12 protein-coding genes are annotated in these 16,827 nt (G+C 41.4%); 1 reads left to right on the forward strand and 11 read right to left on the reverse strand.

Annotation, left to right across the window (positions count from 1 at the left end; all coding sequences use genetic code 11):
* Nucleotides 1-14 precede the first annotated feature (14 nt).
* From CQZ96_RS05670 to CQZ96_RS05700, 7 genes are read right to left on the reverse strand one after another with little or no spacing between them, the layout of a single operon-like run.
* Nucleotides 15-641 carry an RraA family protein gene (locus CQZ96_RS05670; RefSeq protein ID WP_105712980.1) on the reverse strand — a complete coding sequence of 209 codons (627 nt, stop codon included), beginning with the start codon at nt 639-641 and terminating at the stop codon, nt 15-17.
* Nucleotides 626-1,504, reverse strand: a complete 879-nt coding sequence (locus CQZ96_RS05675; protein WP_105712981.1) for a (2Fe-2S)-binding protein — start codon at nt 1,502-1,504, stop codon at nt 626-628. Before CQZ96_RS05675 ends, CQZ96_RS05670 begins: the two co-directional genes overlap by 16 nt.
* Nucleotides 1,482-3,392: an IucA/IucC family protein gene (locus tag CQZ96_RS05680; RefSeq protein WP_016539716.1), complete on the reverse strand. Its 1,911-nt coding sequence runs from the start codon at nt 3,390-3,392 to the stop codon at nt 1,482-1,484. Before CQZ96_RS05680 ends, CQZ96_RS05675 begins: the two co-directional genes overlap by 23 nt.
* A 12-nt stretch (nt 3,393-3,404) precedes the next feature.
* Complete coding sequence (locus CQZ96_RS05685; protein WP_004721417.1) at nt 3,405-5,240, reverse strand: IucA/IucC family protein; 1,836 nt, start codon at nt 5,238-5,240, stop codon at nt 3,405-3,407.
* A gap of 11 nt (nt 5,241-5,251) precedes the next feature.
* Nucleotides 5,252-6,703: a DHA2 family efflux MFS transporter permease subunit gene (locus CQZ96_RS05690; RefSeq protein WP_105712982.1), complete on the reverse strand. Its 1,452-nt coding sequence runs from the start codon at nt 6,701-6,703 to the stop codon at nt 5,252-5,254.
* Nucleotides 6,704-6,718: 15 nt separating this feature from the next.
* Entirely contained in the window at nt 6,719-8,116 is a 1,398-nt protein-coding gene (locus tag CQZ96_RS05695; protein ID WP_105712983.1) for a lysine N(6)-hydroxylase/L-ornithine N(5)-oxygenase family protein, read from the reverse strand.
* Nucleotides 8,109-9,899 carry an IucA/IucC family protein gene (locus CQZ96_RS05700; RefSeq protein ID WP_105712984.1) on the reverse strand — a complete coding sequence of 597 codons (1,791 nt, stop codon included), beginning with the start codon at nt 9,897-9,899 and terminating at the stop codon, nt 8,109-8,111. The genes CQZ96_RS05695 and CQZ96_RS05700 overlap by 8 nt, the downstream gene beginning before the upstream one ends.
* Nucleotides 9,900-10,443: 544 nt before the next feature.
* Here CQZ96_RS05700 and CQZ96_RS05705 point away from each other — a divergent pair.
* Nucleotides 10,444-12,672: a TonB-dependent receptor gene (locus CQZ96_RS05705; protein ID WP_105712985.1), complete on the forward strand. Its 2,229-nt coding sequence runs from the start codon at nt 10,444-10,446 to the stop codon at nt 12,670-12,672.
* A 437-nt stretch (nt 12,673-13,109) separates the two neighbouring features.
* Here CQZ96_RS05705 and CQZ96_RS05710 read toward each other — a convergent pair whose 3' ends face one another.
* The 4 genes from CQZ96_RS05710 to CQZ96_RS05725 form a co-directional block, all read right to left on the reverse strand.
* Nucleotides 13,110-14,288, reverse strand: coding sequence for a thiolase family protein (locus CQZ96_RS05710; RefSeq protein WP_105712986.1), 1,179 nt, complete (start codon nt 14,286-14,288; stop codon nt 13,110-13,112).
* A gap of 151 nt (nt 14,289-14,439) precedes the next feature.
* Complete coding sequence (locus CQZ96_RS05715; RefSeq protein WP_004721431.1) at nt 14,440-15,087, reverse strand: 3-oxoacid CoA-transferase subunit B; 648 nt, start codon at nt 15,085-15,087, stop codon at nt 14,440-14,442.
* Between the two features lie 2 nt (nt 15,088-15,089).
* Nucleotides 15,090-15,791, reverse strand: a complete 702-nt coding sequence (locus CQZ96_RS05720) for a CoA transferase subunit A (protein WP_004721433.1) — start codon at nt 15,789-15,791, stop codon at nt 15,090-15,092.
* Nucleotides 15,792-15,939: 148 nt separating this feature from the next.
* Entirely contained in the window at nt 15,940-16,821 is an 882-nt protein-coding gene (locus CQZ96_RS05725) for a LysR family transcriptional regulator (protein WP_004721435.1), read from the reverse strand.
* Between the last annotated feature and the right edge of the window lie 6 nt (nt 16,822-16,827).

The raw sequence follows: 16,827 nt of genomic DNA on the forward strand, positions 1-16,827 counted from the left end.
TACTCAATTCAATTTCATGCAGATGCAGTAAAGTGATAATAATCCTGTGCTGAATGTTCGCTGAAAAACTGGTCCCGTTTCTGCCGTTCTTGGATTTCCATTTGCTGAAACTGCTCGAGATGATGACGGGCAATATCTGGACTCAAAATAAACACACCATCGGCATCTCCCACCATTAAGTCGCCAGAGGAAATACAGGTATCTCCCATCTGTATTTGCTGGTCAAACTCCACCACACACTCTCCCTGCTGACGTGTAGTCAGACAACTGACCGATGAAGCAAAAACGGGGACCTTCATGTTTCTTAAAGCAGTTACATCCGTTACTGCACCCAATATGATTACAGCGGCAAGCTGATGATATATGGCAGCGCGATGTCGCTGTTCTCCCCAGCAGGCACGATGTTCCAGCTGACGTGCATCAATGACCAGTACATCACCCGGCTGACTGTTCAGCAAAGCCTGACGCAGTGCCATACCATTGACTGAATGCACTGTAGCCGTACGCACCCGACCCACAGCATGCCCAATCTGGTTAATCGCATGAATCTGTGGTAAATGCCCTTGGTCCAGTACATGACCAATGGTTGAGCTGGCAATATCTGCATAACTCTGGATTAAATTATTTAACTGCTCTTGCATGAGTATTGACCTCTGTGTTCATCCTGTCTCAGTAATGGACAGCTTGCACAATATTCTTTCTGTGCTTCAGGTAACTGAAAATAAAAGCAGCATTTTTTACGTTGATAGGTCGTGGACGATTGCTGCCGACTCTGATCCAGTAAATAAAATGGGTTTTGTTTTAGGCCCAGATCAGCTGCAGGCAAATCTATCAAAAACTGCCGTTGATACTGGATACGGCTAAGTAAAGCTTGGTTACCCCCTTTTCTGTTCAGCATGTCGTAAAATTGCAGAATTCGTAATGCAGTATTTTCCCACAACAAAAATTTCTGTACTTTCCCTGTACGGGCAAGGACATCAAATAACTTTTTCAGGTCATCCAGTATGAATCGCACATATCCTTCAAAAGATTGCTGTTTTCTACTGACGCCATGCTGTAATTGGGGCAGATTAATCAGATGCAGTGTTCTGTCCCAATACCAGTCAGGAGGCAATCCTGTGGAAATACAGGATAAGTCCCATGGCAAATCAATATCCTCAGAAGTCAGTGCGTAAAAATATGGGAATAACAGAGGGACAGCCCAGTATTTAATGAACATGGATGTAGCGCAGGTTAAATTCACTGCATCCACGCGAGAACCAAAATCATTTAATGCTATCAAACATGCAGAGGGATTTAGCAGATCAGTAAAACTCAGTATCTGCTGACCCTCTACAGGTAGTACATCAAATTGAATATTCAGGCGTTCAGCCAGCAACTGCCTAAGTACTGATATATCAGATTTTGTCATTTTAAAATCAGACCCAATATTCAATACTGCAATCTTTGACTGCACACCTGAGTTTTCTCTATTCATGAAATTAAACAACACTCCTGAATACATTCGGCACAGTTCCCATACTGCTTGGCATACTTCCCACCCTATTATCTTGTTCAAGTAGTGGGCGGATCAGTTGCTTATATGGCCACAACTCACTATCAAATAGGATATGCTTTAATTCAGCTCGGGCCGTATCCGTAAATGGCACATCATCCAGTGCTTGCTGTAACTGCTGAGCCAATACACGCCATAAATCCGCCGAGTCAATCTGATAGAACTCTGCAACAGTTTCCAAGATACTGGCCAGATTGACCTGTATACCGAGTGTCTGTAGATAGAGAATCAAACTTTCCACGCTGTCGTGGTACAACGTAATACGAAAATCATGTGGACTCAGGTACTCAGGATCAGGCAAGCCCTGCTGCTGCATCCATGGCTGATAAATACGGACAGAATCATGGTCGCGGAGCATGAAACCAGCGAACTGCCCATGTTCCAGTACAATACAGATATTCTGACCATGAATTTCGCCCATCAGACCAAGACGGAACAGGCGCAAATTTACCTCAAAGAAATCACGGCATAATGCAGCAAAAATATTGCAGATATGCTGTGGTGTAACAGTTAAATTCTGCCATTTTAGAATCAGATCAAATACACATCCCTGCCCATCCATCAGTTGCCCTAAGCTAGCCATAGGAATAATCTGATAAGGTGCTTGTAACAACTCAGCAGGAATCCTTCGGCGCTGTGCTGCGAGATGCATCGGACGTTCATTGAACAGCATTAAATTATCTGGCGTTAAATTATCCTGCTGCTCCGGAAGATAAGCCCACCATTGATTTTCATCGCATAACCACAGACGTCTTTTCAATACCTCATCTTTTTGCTTAGCGAGCTGTAACAGTTGCTGATTTTTTTGCCCATTGATCATTTTGACAATCGGTAAAAAACGCAATGAACCCAAAGACTTAACTGCAAGTGGTAATTTTAGACTATCCTGTGGCTGTGACGCTGAAAGAAGGCTTCTTAGTGACGAACTGGCGTACCAGCCGCTGGACTGAAACGCTAAGGGGATAATGTCCTTATGTTGCAACTCTTCAGAAAATTTGTCAGACAGCACATGCTTGAACTGCCACGCATGTAAGGGAATCGCCAAATAACCATCCCCCAGCGCTTTTTCATCACACTCCTGTTTCAACATCAGGAACTGTTCCGCGTTCAGAAAAATACGAGCAGGTTGCTGCCTGCTGATCTCAGTAACATCCTTCCCATAGACCAACTTTTCTCTATTTACTGCAACCCAGTGAACATTCATATCCTGAGCAAATTCAGGACTGAAATACTGATATTCATCGGAACTAAAACCGTCCTTTAACTTGGCCAACGGATGATAAGGGCGATCTCGCAAAGCGGCATACTGCTCCAGCTGTATAAATAAGTCTGCGGGATGCTGCGTTAACCACTCTGAGGAGGACAACTGATGTTGCTGAGACAATTCTGCATGCAACATTGCCTGTTTTAAATCTGCACGAAAATCTGCCAGTTTTGATGCATCAGCAGAGTTGAAGCAGTGTAATTGCTGCATGAAGTCAAATAACTGCAATGCACTTAATTTCTGAACATGATAACCCTGTGCTTCGTCCATGCTAAGCTTATAGATCGATGCTCCAACATGCATCTGCCAACGCTGTTTCAAACCCTGTTTCAGCGGTAGAATCAAACACTCAGTCTGTGCAGAATTAAATAAAACTGCAAAACACTCCCCAACTGTATAACTGTCGAAAAGTGATTCAAAGCCATGCTGAAATCTTTGTCTGCATAGTCGTTGAGCCTGATCCTTTGTCAGGATCTCCGATTCTGAAATATATTGCTCAGCAAGTAGGCTATTGACCAAATCCATCAATATCTCCTGCCCTGAAACAGCAGGTGAAAATACCATGGTATTCATTCGTTTATCCCCCTAAACAGGCTGACGGAAATGGAACAGAGGGTTATTGACATAACGCATCTGTACATCACCATCACCGAATAAGCGGCGGCGGGTCAGCGATTCAATACAATATTGCTCTGCAAAGACATCAAACACCGCATAGCGTGACTGATGTTCAGGATATTGCTGCTGAAAATCATGAATAATATCTGCTGCTTTTTGCCAGAAGACCTGTTCACTAAAGTCAAGCTGCTGTTGTAGTGTCATGGCGATATCACTCAACGCAACAAAGAATAGACAAGCGCAACTAAAATCCCGTACTGCATTTAAATCATCCGTGAGGATAAATGACATGCGATTGGCTTTCGCATGTTCCGCAGGTAATGCATGCAAGGTCGGAAAAGCTTCTGGATGGGTCAGATGATCAGGACTAAAGCGTACCCCATCATGAAAATCCTTTAAAATGATCCGTACTGGCCAGCCATTACGATGAACCAAAATGATATTCTGCCCATGCGATTCAGTTCCAATTCCTTCAGCAAAGAGTAAATATAGAATTGGCTGAATGACCACAGACAGCAATTGCCCAACCCATGCATCCACACCATACTGATCCAGCCAAGGTGCGATCAGTAACTTCCCATCCTGCTGGACATGACCAATTCCATTCAAAGGAATCGCGTCTTCACCAGATTTTAGATACTGCTGCACACTTTCACGCCACAGACTGGCAATAGTTCCATATGCCTGTTTGGCATGTGATGCAGGCAGACGCGTGAAATCCACTGCTGAGGCATGTACTTCACCAAGAATATCAAAATCCAATTTTTGGGCAATTTCACTGTTCTTTTTTAAACCCTGTAGCCAATCTGTAATTAGCGGCCCATTCATTGCGGTATGCGTTGCCAATATCCGTGAACTTGAGGTATTTGTCAGACTCATAGACATTTTGATATAAGGCTTTTCAGGATGTTGTAAATTGGTCAGTGTTCTCAGTGACTGCTGAGCAATATAGGCATATTCCCCTCGTCCCAGATAAACAATCTTCTGCTCAGCAATTTCCTTAAAGAACACATGCACAATAGTATTTTCCCATTGCCATGGATGAACGGGTAACCAAATATACTCATCTGCATTTTTTTGCTGATCCAAAACCTTTGCAAACTCTTGCTGATCCTGTTCAGTCAACTGCTGCTGCAGGAAATCATCCGCATTTAAATGACTGGATGCGTTATGGGAAAATATGGACTGATGTACTGCAATCCACACCAGATGAATAGGTTGTGCATATTCAACCCCATATTTCAGATTATCCTGCAGATTAAAACCAACTCGAGATTTATAACAAGGATGATAGGGGTGGCCATCCATCAGATAGGTTTCCAGCACATCATAACTATATTGTGCTGCTGGTAATGCATACTCATTCTGGCAATGTTGAGACTGCACATCATGAATAAAAGTTCGCTTCAATTCACTGATAAAACCATCAATCTGGGCTGCCTGTGGAATACTTCTGACGATCTCATCAATCACTAAATTCAACTGTGCAACCGTTTTCTGTCCCTGATGATCTTCACGGATAACATCTGAAGCAGTCATGCGTACCAGTCCAAAACTGAGATGTCGCTGTCCTGCAGCCACGTAACGAACCGACTGCCCTTGTGAATTGATCACATCTATATAAAAAACACCATCCTCAAATTGGGCTGGAATCACCTCTTCATAAATCAGTGCCTGTAGCAATTGTTTGATCACACGCTGTTCAACTTTCTGCATTGTGACTTGATCAGGCTCTTGCCAAGCCAAAGTGCTTGTATTCACAGAATGTGTGGCCGTGGAAAGTGCTGGATGTAAATTGCCCATTATTTTTACCTTTATTGATTTTGAACCAAAACGTCCGCTTGCTTCTGACTCGGAAACTTCCATGCAGCGGGTAATGCCAACAGCATCACTCCTGCACAGATCAAAAACAGTTCCCGTATTGCATGAATTTGAGCAATTGCGAGTTCAGGTGAATATGAAATATTGTGTGTACGAATTTGCAGATATAGTGCTGCAATCACAACAGCAATTGCAGCGCAGATCCGGCGCAGTAAGTTATTAACAGCTGCTCCCTGAGTCACCAGTTCCTGATCTTCCAGACTATTTAACCCAGCTGTTGTCGCTGGCATATAGGACAAACCAAATCCCAACCCATGCAAGATCATACAAAACATCAGGGATATAACATGTGTACCAGGAATCAATGCCAGACCAGCAAATGCAGCAACAGTCAACAGAAGACCAAAACAGATTAATTGTCGGGCACCATGTTGATCGAGATATTTACCCGCCCATTGACTACATAGACTGGTGGTCAATGCACTGCTCATCAGGATCAGCCCTGTCCACACTGGACTGAGTTTTAAAGTATTCTGTAACAGTAGTGGGATCAGGAGTAAGGTAATGAACAGTCCGATGGTATGCACAACTGAAATAATGACACTGTAGTTAAAACCACTACTGGTAAACAGTTGCCAGTCAATTAAGGCATTGGGCTTATTACGACTAAACCAAATAAAGCCACAACATGCCGCAATGCCTGTACTGAACAACAGCAGAAACTCAGGTCTTTGGATGTCACTCAACTGCTGGATACCACTCAAACTGAGCAGTAACGCCACAATACCCACAGCAAGCAGTACAAAACCACTCCAGTCAAAACCTAACAATCTCATATTCGTCTGCTGTGACGGCAACCAACGCAACCCCATCACCAATGCACAGATGGTTAGCGGAACATTCAATAAAAATAACACCTGCCAGTTCCACCATACCAAAACCAGTGCACCCAGCATGGGTCCACATGCCAAAGTCAGCATAATCATGGCACCCCATAGCCCTGTAGCAGTACCCCGCTGCGCACGCGGAGTTACCATAAATATAATTCCCAGAGACAATGGGATCATCAATCCACTTGAAAAGCCTTGTAAGGCACGAACCAGCAGTACAGTTTCAAAATGCCCTGCAAAAGCACCATACAGCGAGCTCAAACCAAAGACTGTCAACGCAGTCAGATATACCTGACGTTTACCAAATCGCTGACTCAAATAACCTGTGAGCAATAGACTCAGGCTCATACTCAGCAGAAAAATAACCATCACCCAACTGACGGCTGTTTCATTGATCTGAAAATCATGCATCAACTGAGGAATAGCGGGGTTAAAACTACTGTTATTTATACTGACGGTGCCAGTCCCCAGCATCACACAGATCATCACCCAACGTTGTAACCCTGAAGATGCAGGATTTTCTGTCTGCAACAGTGGTTGTGGCTGTTCAGCCATCTCCTGTCCCCTGTGTTATTTGCTCATGACTTTTAAATACTGATCATCGGTTTTCCCAGAGGGACGCGGCATGACTGTATTTGTTCGGGAATTATTTATTTGGAATTCAGTCGTCAAGGCCTGACTACCTAGCTGAAAATCCTGAAAGCCTTGTTTTCCGTCTACATCAAAATAGTTTTCTTTCAGAATCTGATTGGCGATCCGTGCGGAACGAAATGCGCCCAATCCCAGATCAGGGGTACCTACGCCATGGTGTTGTAGACTGGTATTTTGAATATAGATCTCACCATCCCCTTGATATTGCAGTTGATGATGCTCACTAATTTTCCAGCGTTGCTGGGTATCTAATACAATCCCGTCATTTAGCTTATTCAGGAACGTCTGTGCAGGATATTGATAACCCGTTGCTGCAATCACTGTACTAGCCCGGAGTTTCAACATCTGCTGCTGCTGAGTCTGTAAAAATTCAAGTTGGATATTATTCGGACCATGTAACTGTGCATTCTCCAACTGATAGTTGCCAGCAATAGTCACACAGGTATCCGCTTGTCCAATACTACGGTGATAAAGGCGCTCATAGATTTCCTGAATGGTTCTGCTACTGATACCCTTATACAAATGGGCTTGTGCAGTTGGCAGAGTATCCTTGAGAGCTTCTGGTAAATGGTAGAAATAACGCATGTAATCTGGACTAAAGCTTTCCAGACCCAATGGTGTATTTTCCATGGGTGAAAAACCTGCGGAGCGGGTCAACCAATACAAATGGAATCGGGGCTTACCTGTTTCTGATGAAATCTGCTGATCAAATAAATCAATAAAAATTTCCGCCGCAGACTGACCAGAGCCAATCAGTACCACATTGCCAGACAGATTATCGGTACACTGCTGTAGATAGCTGGAAGAGTGCAGACAAGAGGCGGTCTGTTCTGAAATGGTTTGTAATGGTTTGGGTAATCGCGGCACCGTTCCCACCCCCAATACCAGTTTACGGGTCTGATGAATGGACAATCGTCCACGCTGTTCAGCAATCACCTGAAAACCTCCAGAGATTGGAGCAACGTCCACCACCCGCTGACCAAAGTGTAGATCATGCAACTGCTGTACGACCCACTGGCAATAATGGTTATATTCTTTGCGTGGAATATACAAATTCTCACGGAAGTAAAACTTATAGAGACGTTGCTGTGCCTTTAAATAGTTCAGAAAACTATAAGGGCTTGTCGGCTCAACCAGACTGACCAAATCAGCCATAAAAGGGACCTGCAACATCGCACCTGGTAGCTGTAATCCTGCGTGCCAATCAAAATTTTCGCGTTTTTCAAAGAAACAATACTTCAATGAAGCATGCTGATTCAGCAACGCAGCAAGACTTAAATTAAAGGGCCCCAGACCAACACCGATGAAATCAAGCATAGTCGGCCTCCTCAATAACTTGTCTAACATAGAGTGGATTTTTTAAATCGACATAGATTGATTGCTGAGAAATATCAGCTTGCAACTCATCCAGTTCATACAGACGTGTCATCATATTGCCTTTATAGGGGAAAGTTTCATGATGCAAAACAGTCTTTAATAAATTGCTTTCAGGATATTTCTGATAGGCCTGCAACAAGTAGGATTGCAGCATTTCAATTAATTGTTGCTCCTGAACGGCGCCAGTCATACCTATGGCATTAATCAGACCAAATAAGGTATTACCAATAAAGTAATAACGGAAACGTTCATCCACCAATGACAATGGGCATACTGCCTGACCATCTGTTGCCAGTGTCGGATAATGTTTCAAAATTTCTGTGGCAAGCTCACGGATATAGTAAAACCCTTGATTATCCCTAAACCATACTGTTTTAGGCATACCCTGTTCCAGTTCAATCAAGGTATTCTGTTGGTGTGCTTCAAAAGCCATTCCATATTCATGATACAACTCCATCAATGGCAGAATGGTCATTTCCAGGAAACGATCAAACCATAGCAAGGCAACTTGTGACTGAGACTGACCTGTTTGTTTTGAAATATCTGCAAAAATTTCACTGAAACGATTTTTTGCCAATACAGGATGATCCTGACACAATGAAGCAATACAAGTCACATCATCACTGACCTTAAATGGATTTTCACGCAGAATACAGATGGTTTCATCCAGTACCTGACCATCAAATTTCAATGCAATCCAAGCAGGATCACTCAAAGCCTGAAGGTTCGGATTTCTCTGCCTGAATTCACTTAGACAATCATCATGCCACAGCTGATAACTCAACAAACCACGGTGGCATTCCTTATACAGATTGACCCGAACTGAATTAGTCACAGCCACAGTCATGGATGCCTTGAACATCCAAGGTGATTGCTCACTGTACAGCGTACGTACTGAAGTTGTTGCTTTGACATCCCAGCCTAGGGCGCCAAAATCAATCAATTTTTCTTCATGTAAAAGCTGTTGATACCAGTCCTTGTCCTTTAAATAACGTGCCTGCCATGGATGTAAAGGTAACAAGGCATAGTCAGGAAACTGGGCTATTTTTGCTCGGTGATACGCATTGAAATATGGCTCTAAATCATGTTTAAACTGTGTGGGAATATCAATTTTATGCGCATTGTCCGAAGCAATATGTTCTGGGTGCACATATAAAAATTGCATTTTGAAGGTATTCTGTGTTTCAGGTGAAAAAATCTTCCAGTCATCCTGTACAAAACCCTGACGGCTTTTTGGTGAAGGATGCATGCTATGACCAAGTACCAATGCCTGTTCACTCTGAATAAAATTTTGTTGTTTTGCTATAATCTGATCAAAATCTGGTTCACGATGACTGAGAAATTGCTGTAGTGCCCTGTGACTCTGAATCCAACATTCCAGCAATGAAGATGCATCAAGTTGCTGAGCTTTGGATTGTTCAATTAAATTTTCCAGTAGATTTGCCGCAATACTTACAGGGCTGAGTGCCAGATACTGATCTTCTCGCTCGACCCACGGCAAGTCAGCAAAACGGTGTCGCCCCACCTGACTGAAATATTCAATCGGTGCATAAAGAAACCCATTGATTGCGTGCAAAGGGATACTGAGTAAAACTTTACCCTTGCCTCTGTCTGTTAAATGAGGAGATTGTTCTGTTAAAGAGAGAAAACGACCATGACCTGTTTCTTGTAAATATGAGTTCACTAAATGCTGCAAGGCAATTTTATTTGTGATTGATCTCATCAGGATTACTCTGTGGGGGGATAAGTACCTACGGAGAATATCCATGCTTAATTACAAATACAAATGATAACTATTATTATTTACATTCAATAATAAAAAATTACTCCCACTTAACAACTCTTCATTTTTCTCACACAGTAAAGTCTAATCAAATCACTCAGACTATAAAATTCAACCTTAAATTTCCTAAAATGCTGATCAATGAAAGACAGGATCAGATAAATTTATCTTGATTAAGCGTGATATAAATCACGATTATTTTATAATTTTTAACAAATAGAAAGTTTGCCCTCTTAATACTTTCTTCTCGTTCCTGAATAGAGCTAGAAACAAATTACTAAAAACAAAAAAGCAATTCGCTAGGATCAATTGAAAGAAATGATACAAGCCGAGTAAAAAAAGATTTATGAAAGCAAATCATTATAAATTTAAACTAAATATAAGTGCTTTATTCTGTATTCAGTAGTTTCTGTGAATTACAATCATTCTCAATTATACTTTCGTCAATTTAAAGCAATCTCAGGGTGAGATAAAAGGAAACAAGATGAAAAGCAACAAAATTTTTAATAAGAAGTCTGATGTAAAAAAAATCATTCCACTTATATCAATTGGTGGGTTCATCTTTTTATCACAATCCTCTTTTGCTATTTCACCCACAGAGGCTACAGATACAGAAAACAAAGCTGCGGTGCTTCCAACCATTACTGTCAGCGCATCACGCTCAGATGAATTCTCCTCTTCTGCAAAACAAGTGACCAAATTAGATGAAAAACAAATTGAATTTCTAAAAAATGCGTCTTCTGGAAATATCGCCACTGTTTTAGCCAAAGTTGTGCCTGGCTTATCTGATTCAAGTCGTACAATTACCGATTATGGGCAAACTTTACGCGGACGTAATGCCTTGATCTTGGTTGACGGCGTACCCATGAATTTGACACGTGATACATCAAGAGGTCTTTCATCAATCGACCCTCAAAGTATTACGGGGATAGAAGTCATTCGTGGCAGTAATGCGATTTATGGAAGTGGTGCTGCTGGCGGAACGATTTCAATCACCACCAAAGCAGCGGGCGGTGAACCGACTGCAAAAACTGTGATTGGGCTACAAAGCGGTTTGACCAACTTTCGTACAGATGCTTTAAGTGGAGATATTCATCAATATTTTTCTGGAAGCTTAAATAACTTTGACTATGCATTTGATTTTGGCTATCAACGTATTGGTAGTCCATACGATGCCCGAGGCGATCGTGTTGCACCAGAACCAAGTCAAGGTGATTTATTTGATGCGGATGCATATAGCGTAGGCGGTAAACTTGGCTATCACATTGATGATAACCAATACCTGCAATTTGCAGCAAATTACTATAACGCTGAACAAGACTCTGACTATGCCTCTGACCCAAGTGTAGCAAAACTTCCTGCCGGTAGCGTACCTGCAAAAGCAATCAAAGGGCTTAAATTAAAAGACCAGAATAAAAATGAAAATCAAATCTACAATTTAACCTATAACAATAAAGATTTATTTGGCAGCAAAGTTGACGCGCAAATCTATTACCGAGACTTTTTTACTCGCTTCTCGCCATTTGATGCGCGTAAAGTCAGTACACGTGGTGGGCAAGTCGATCAGGTTTATCAAAATAATAATGTACTTGGCAGTCGCCTAACCGTAAACACCCCACTAGAATTTTTAGGTGATACTTCAATTGTTTGGGGTGGCGATTTTAGCCGTGAAAAAAGCGAAATGCCTCTAGATACGTTTGATCCTACAATTTATGACCAATCTGGTGGTTTAGAATTTGTTAAAAATGGAAAACTGATCTATTTACCTGAATTAACCACCCAAAGCATCGGTGGTTTTGCGCAATTAAAACATAATTTTAATGAGCAATGGTCTGCTGAAGTTGGTACGCGTTATGAAGACAGTTATGCAAAAATTGATAGCTTTGTTCCATTATCACAATTAGGTAAACCAAAGCCTTATACCGTTAGGGGTGGTAAAGTGACGGCGGATGCATGGTTATATAATGCCAATATCACCTTTAAGCCAACAGATCAGCACTCAATTTACGCATCTTTTAATCAAGGTTTTCAATTGCCCGATGTAGGGGTTGTAATCCGTAATGCAACAGCAGGATTTAACTTAGCATCATCATTCCTTGAACCCGTTAAGGTGGATAATTACGAGCTCGGTTGGAATGGTCATTTTAATAATTTTAGCTCAAGCTTAGCGGTGTTTCAGTCAACTTCAGATCTGGGTGGTGTTCAATCCTTTAACAATGGCTTGATACTGACGCGTACCAAAGAAAAAGTGACTGGTGTAGAAGCGACTCTTGATTATCTTGATGATGCAAAAGTATGGGGAACTGGAGGAAGTGTTACATGGATGAAAGGCCGTGAAACGCCACAGAACACCAATAAAGAACAAGACATGACGGGTTACCGTATTCCACCTTTAAAAGTAACAGGATACATTTCTTATAGCCCAACAGACACATGGACAAATCGTTTACAAGCGACATATTTTGCTTCAGAAGATTATCGCTTAAACGGTCTCAACAGTTTTGGTCGTTATGATGTGAAGTCATATACCACTGCAGATTTAATCAGTAGTTTTGCCCTCAACAAAAAAGATACCGTTACGATTGGCTTAGAAAATATGTTTAACCGTAAATACTATCCTTTATACAGCCAACTTCTCCGTACCAGTAATAACACCAGCCATCTGCTGGCGTCAGGTGCAACATTGAAAGTGACTTATAGTCATAAATGGTAAGATTTGATAATAAAACCTTGTGCTTTTGAATCAGAAATGGTTGTCCTACCGTGGGGCGACATGGATGTCGCCCCTTGTGTGGGAATACGGGGGTACAGGACGTCCCCCCGCCCAACATGAGCAAAAACAAAGCACGGCTTTGTTTGCAGCGCAAGGTTTGGCATCCTCTACGAAAAGTCAGGCATCGCCTACACAAAGGTATTGAAACTTTGAATGTAAGGTGGGGCATTGCAAACTTTTCATAATCAAACAATTTATCTCGCCATATTTTTGATTTAATTAAAAATATTAATTTCTTGGGTTTGAGTTTTTTGACAAGTTGACTATACATAAACTCACATGACAAAGAACAGCAAAAAGCCGGCAGTATTGAAACGACCGGCTTTTTTAATTTTGGATCACAAACTATTTAGCTATTTATTACGATAAACAATAAATTATGCGCTTAATTCAACTGCAAGTGCTGTAGCTTCACCACCACCAATACAAAGTGTTGCGATCCCTTTAGTTTTACCTAAGCGTTTTAAAGCATGGATCAAGGTCACAATGATTCGTGAACCTGATGAACCCAGTGGATGCCCGAGTGCACAAGCGCCACCATTAATATTGACTTTTTCAGGATCAAGTTTAAATGCATCAATTGCAGCCATAGTGACCATGGCAAAAGCTTCGTTAATTTCCCAAAGATCAACATCGTCTACGGACCAACCAACATTTTTCAGTAGTTTTTCAATCGCTCCCACAGGTGCAATGGTAAACTCTTCAGGATGCTGGGAATTGGTTGTATAGCCTTTGATTTCGGCCAATACAGTTAAACCACGCTTTTGTGCTTCTGACGCCGACGTGATCAGTAGTGCAGATGCACCATCACTGATTGAACTAGAGTTTGCAGCAGTAATCGTACCGTCTTTAGCAAATGCAGGTTTTAAGCTTGGGATTTTATCAATCTTGGCATTTTCAGGATTTTCGTCCACATCTACAGTGATCTCACCCTGACGTAACGCCACTTTAACAGGCGTGATTTCGTCTTTAAAATAACCTTCTGCAATTGCTTTTTTTGCACGCGTCAGTGAGCGAATTGCAAACTCATCCATTTGCTCACGGCTATAGCCCTTTTTATCCGCCATTTCCTGTGCAAAACTTCCCATTGCACGCCCTGTACCCGCATCTTCCAAACCATCAAGAAACATATGATCAATCACTTGACCATGCCCCATCCGAGAACCTGAACGTGCTTTAGGTAATAAATACGGTGCATTGGTCATAGACTCCATACCACCGACGACAATAATTTTGGCACTTCCTGCTTTAATGGCATCGCTGGCTTGCATTGCAGCTTTCATCCCAGAACCACAGACTTTATTGATTGTGGTTGCGCCAACATGATCTGGTAAACCCGCTTTTCGCATCGCTTGACGTGCTGGACCTTGTTTTAAACCCGCAGGTAATACACAGCCCATAATCACTTCATCAATATCAGCAACAGGCACATTGGCTTGTTCAACAACTTTTTCAATGACGACTGCACCCAAATCCGGTGCAGATAAACTTGCAAGACTGCCTTGAAAACTTCCCATTGCAGTACGACGAGCAGCGACGATGACAATCTTTTCCATTCGAGTTCACCTTGTATTTTAAATGCGTATACTTTTGAAGCGGGTATTTTTGAAAATAGCATATCCATTGATAACATGTCTAAGCCGCCAAAGCGACTTAGCATTTAAACTTGGCTGGTTAAATTAGAATTTTAAGCTCGCTTTGTCACAATCAAGCCACAGCGAGATTTGAGGTGATCAGTTCTACCCCGGTTGCCGCCTGAATTTGTTCTAGGCTTACATCTTTGGCCAATTCAATCAACTCAACACCTTGGGGAGTGATATCCATCACCCCTAGATCCGTAATTATACGGTTTACAACCAGTCTTCCAGTAAGCGGTAATGAACATTCAGCGACAATTTTAGGACTACCATCTTTAGCACAGTGTTCCATCAACACCACGACTTTTTGAACACCAGCAACCAAATCCATTGCACCGCCCATACCTTTTACTTTTTTCCCAGGGATCATCCAGTTGGCTAAATCTCCCTTTTCGGATACTTCCATTGATCCTAAAATGGCAATATTGACCTTACCACCACGAATCATGGCAAAAGATTCAGCACTAGAGAAAAATGCAGCACCCTTACGTGCAGTTACGGTTTGTTTACCCGCATTAATTAAATCTGCATCGACAGTAGCTTGTGTTGGAAATTCATCAATCCCCAATAAGCCATTTTCAGATTGAAGCCAGACATTGATATTGTCAGGAATATAGTTTGCAACCAAGGTAGGTAAGCCAATGCCTAGATTGACATAAAAGCCATCTTCAAGCTCTTGCGCTGCACGTTCAGCCATTTCATTACGCGTCCAAGCCATGATTAAATCTCCGTCTTCAATGTCAATTGTTCAATTCGTTTTTCAGGCTGCGCATTTAAAACAATACGACTTACATAAATTCCCGGTAAATGAATTGAATCTGGATCTAACTCACCAATTTCAACAATTTCTTCAACTTCGACAATGGTCAATTTGCCAGCCATTGCACACTCTGGGTTAAAGTTTCGTGCAGTCTTACGAAAAATTAAGTTGCCAGCTTTATCTGCCTTATAGGCTTTTACCAAAGCAATATCTGCAACCAATGCTTGTTCGAGTATGTAATCTTTACCATCAAATTCGCGGACTTCTTTGCCTTCGGCAATCAATGTCCCAACACCTGTTTGGGTAAAGAACGCTGGAATGCCAGCACCACCTGCACGTAACTTTTCAGCCAAGGTGCCTTGAGGTGTCAACTCAACTTCAAGTTCACCATTTAAATATTGACGTTCAAATTCTTTGTTTTCACCGACATAGGATGAAATCATTTTTTTAATTTGTTTGGTTTGTAAAAGCTTGCCTAGACCAAAATCATCCACACCTGCATTGTTAGAAATACAAGTTAGACCCGTTACACCAATTTCTTTTAAGGCATCAATCAATGCTTCTGGAATACCACATAATCCAAAACCACCCACTGCAAAAGTCTGGTTGTTTGCAACCACATCAGCCAAAGCTTCATGTGCATTCGCGACAACTTTGTTCATCGTTTTAACTCTATGTCCTTTAGAATTATTATTATTAACATCGAGCAAATTATTTTAGAAATTGATTCTTTCAAATGTCTAATGAGTAAAACTCATTAATCTGATTTGATCCTGAAATAGTGGACTTTATGATGGGCTAACATTCTTTTTAAAACTGGTGTGCCAATATCGTTTCAATAAATTGCGAAGAAATATTAGAAAGTTCAAAATCTTTTTTATAAATGATCCCAACCGAAAGATTGACATTGCCCTCTTCAATTTCAACCAAGACATTATTTTCTTTATCGATATAATTTTGAAAATGACGTGGAATCGCACTGACCCCCATACCAAAAGCCACAAAATGCGACAATGAACTAATCTGATGACACTCAAGTTTTAAATCTAAGATCATATTATTTTGTGAACATTTCTCTTCCACCACGTGTCGAATGATCGAAGGTTTCTGTAAAGTGATAAAAGGATAAGCATACAGCTCACGCCATGTCACACTTTTACGCTGCGCCAACTCATGATCCTTGGGAAGTAGTGCTAAAAAATCTTCATTGAAAAATGGCTTAAAAATTAATTGATCATTGTGTTGCGGTTCAAAACAAATCCCAATTTCAAAAATGCCCTCTTGGACTTTTTCAATAATTTTTTCATTGGGAATATCATGGATTGAAAAATTGATATTGGGATGATTCTTATTAAATTCATGCAGTACAGCAGGTAAAACTGCATGTGTTGCGAAAGGCATCGAGGCAATATTTAATGTGCCACGATGTAATTTAAAACGCTGTTTGACATCTCTTTCCATGTCTTCCCAATTTGCCAAAAGTTTTTTAGCAAATGGAATCAACGAATTTCCCTCAGCAGTAAGATCCACACGGCGGGTATTGCGCTTAAACAGCTTGCCACCCAACTCATCCTCTAAACTTTTGATACTTAAGCTTAAAGCAGATTGACTTAGGCAAAGTTCATTGGCGGCATTGGCATAATTCAATGTCCGAGCAAGAACTAAAAAAGCTTTTAACTGTTTGAGTGTCATACGGCA

It is taken from the genome of Acinetobacter sp. MYb10, from assembly GCF_002980175.2.
GTDB lineage: Bacteria > Pseudomonadota > Gammaproteobacteria > Pseudomonadales > Moraxellaceae > Acinetobacter > Acinetobacter guillouiae.

Excerpts from the sequence above, each read along its gene's own strand:
- CQZ96_RS05670 (WP_105712980.1), bottom strand. The coding sequence starts at position 641 with ATGCAAGAGCAGTTAAATAATTTAATCCAGAGTTATGCAGATATTGCC.
- CQZ96_RS05675 (WP_105712981.1), bottom strand. The coding sequence starts at position 1,504 with ATGTATTCAGGAGTGTTGTTTAATTTCATGAATAGAGAAAACTCAGGT.
- CQZ96_RS05680 (WP_016539716.1), bottom strand. The coding sequence starts at position 3,392 with ATGAATACCATGGTATTTTCACCTGCTGTTTCAGGGCAGGAGATATTG.
- CQZ96_RS05685 (WP_004721417.1), bottom strand. The coding sequence starts at position 5,240 with ATGGGCAATTTACATCCAGCACTTTCCACGGCCACACATTCTGTGAAT.
- CQZ96_RS05690 (WP_105712982.1), bottom strand. The coding sequence starts at position 6,703 with ATGGCTGAACAGCCACAACCACTGTTGCAGACAGAAAATCCTGCATCT.
- CQZ96_RS05695 (WP_105712983.1), bottom strand. The coding sequence starts at position 8,116 with ATGCTTGATTTCATCGGTGTTGGTCTGGGGCCCTTTAATTTAAGTCTT.
- CQZ96_RS05700 (WP_105712984.1), bottom strand. The coding sequence starts at position 9,899 with ATGAGATCAATCACAAATAAAATTGCCTTGCAGCATTTAGTGAACTCA.
- CQZ96_RS05705 (WP_105712985.1), top strand. The coding sequence starts at position 10,444 with ATGAAAAGCAACAAAATTTTTAATAAGAAGTCTGATGTAAAAAAAATC.
- CQZ96_RS05710 (WP_105712986.1), bottom strand. The coding sequence starts at position 14,288 with ATGGAAAAGATTGTCATCGTCGCTGCTCGTCGTACTGCAATGGGAAGT.
- CQZ96_RS05715 (WP_004721431.1), bottom strand. The coding sequence starts at position 15,087 with ATGGCTTGGACGCGTAATGAAATGGCTGAACGTGCAGCGCAAGAGCTT.
- CQZ96_RS05720 (WP_004721433.1), bottom strand. The coding sequence starts at position 15,791 with ATGAACAAAGTTGTCGCGAATGCACATGAAGCTTTGGCTGATGTGGTT.
- CQZ96_RS05725 (WP_004721435.1), bottom strand. The coding sequence starts at position 16,821 with ATGACACTCAAACAGTTAAAAGCTTTTTTAGTTCTTGCTCGGACATTG.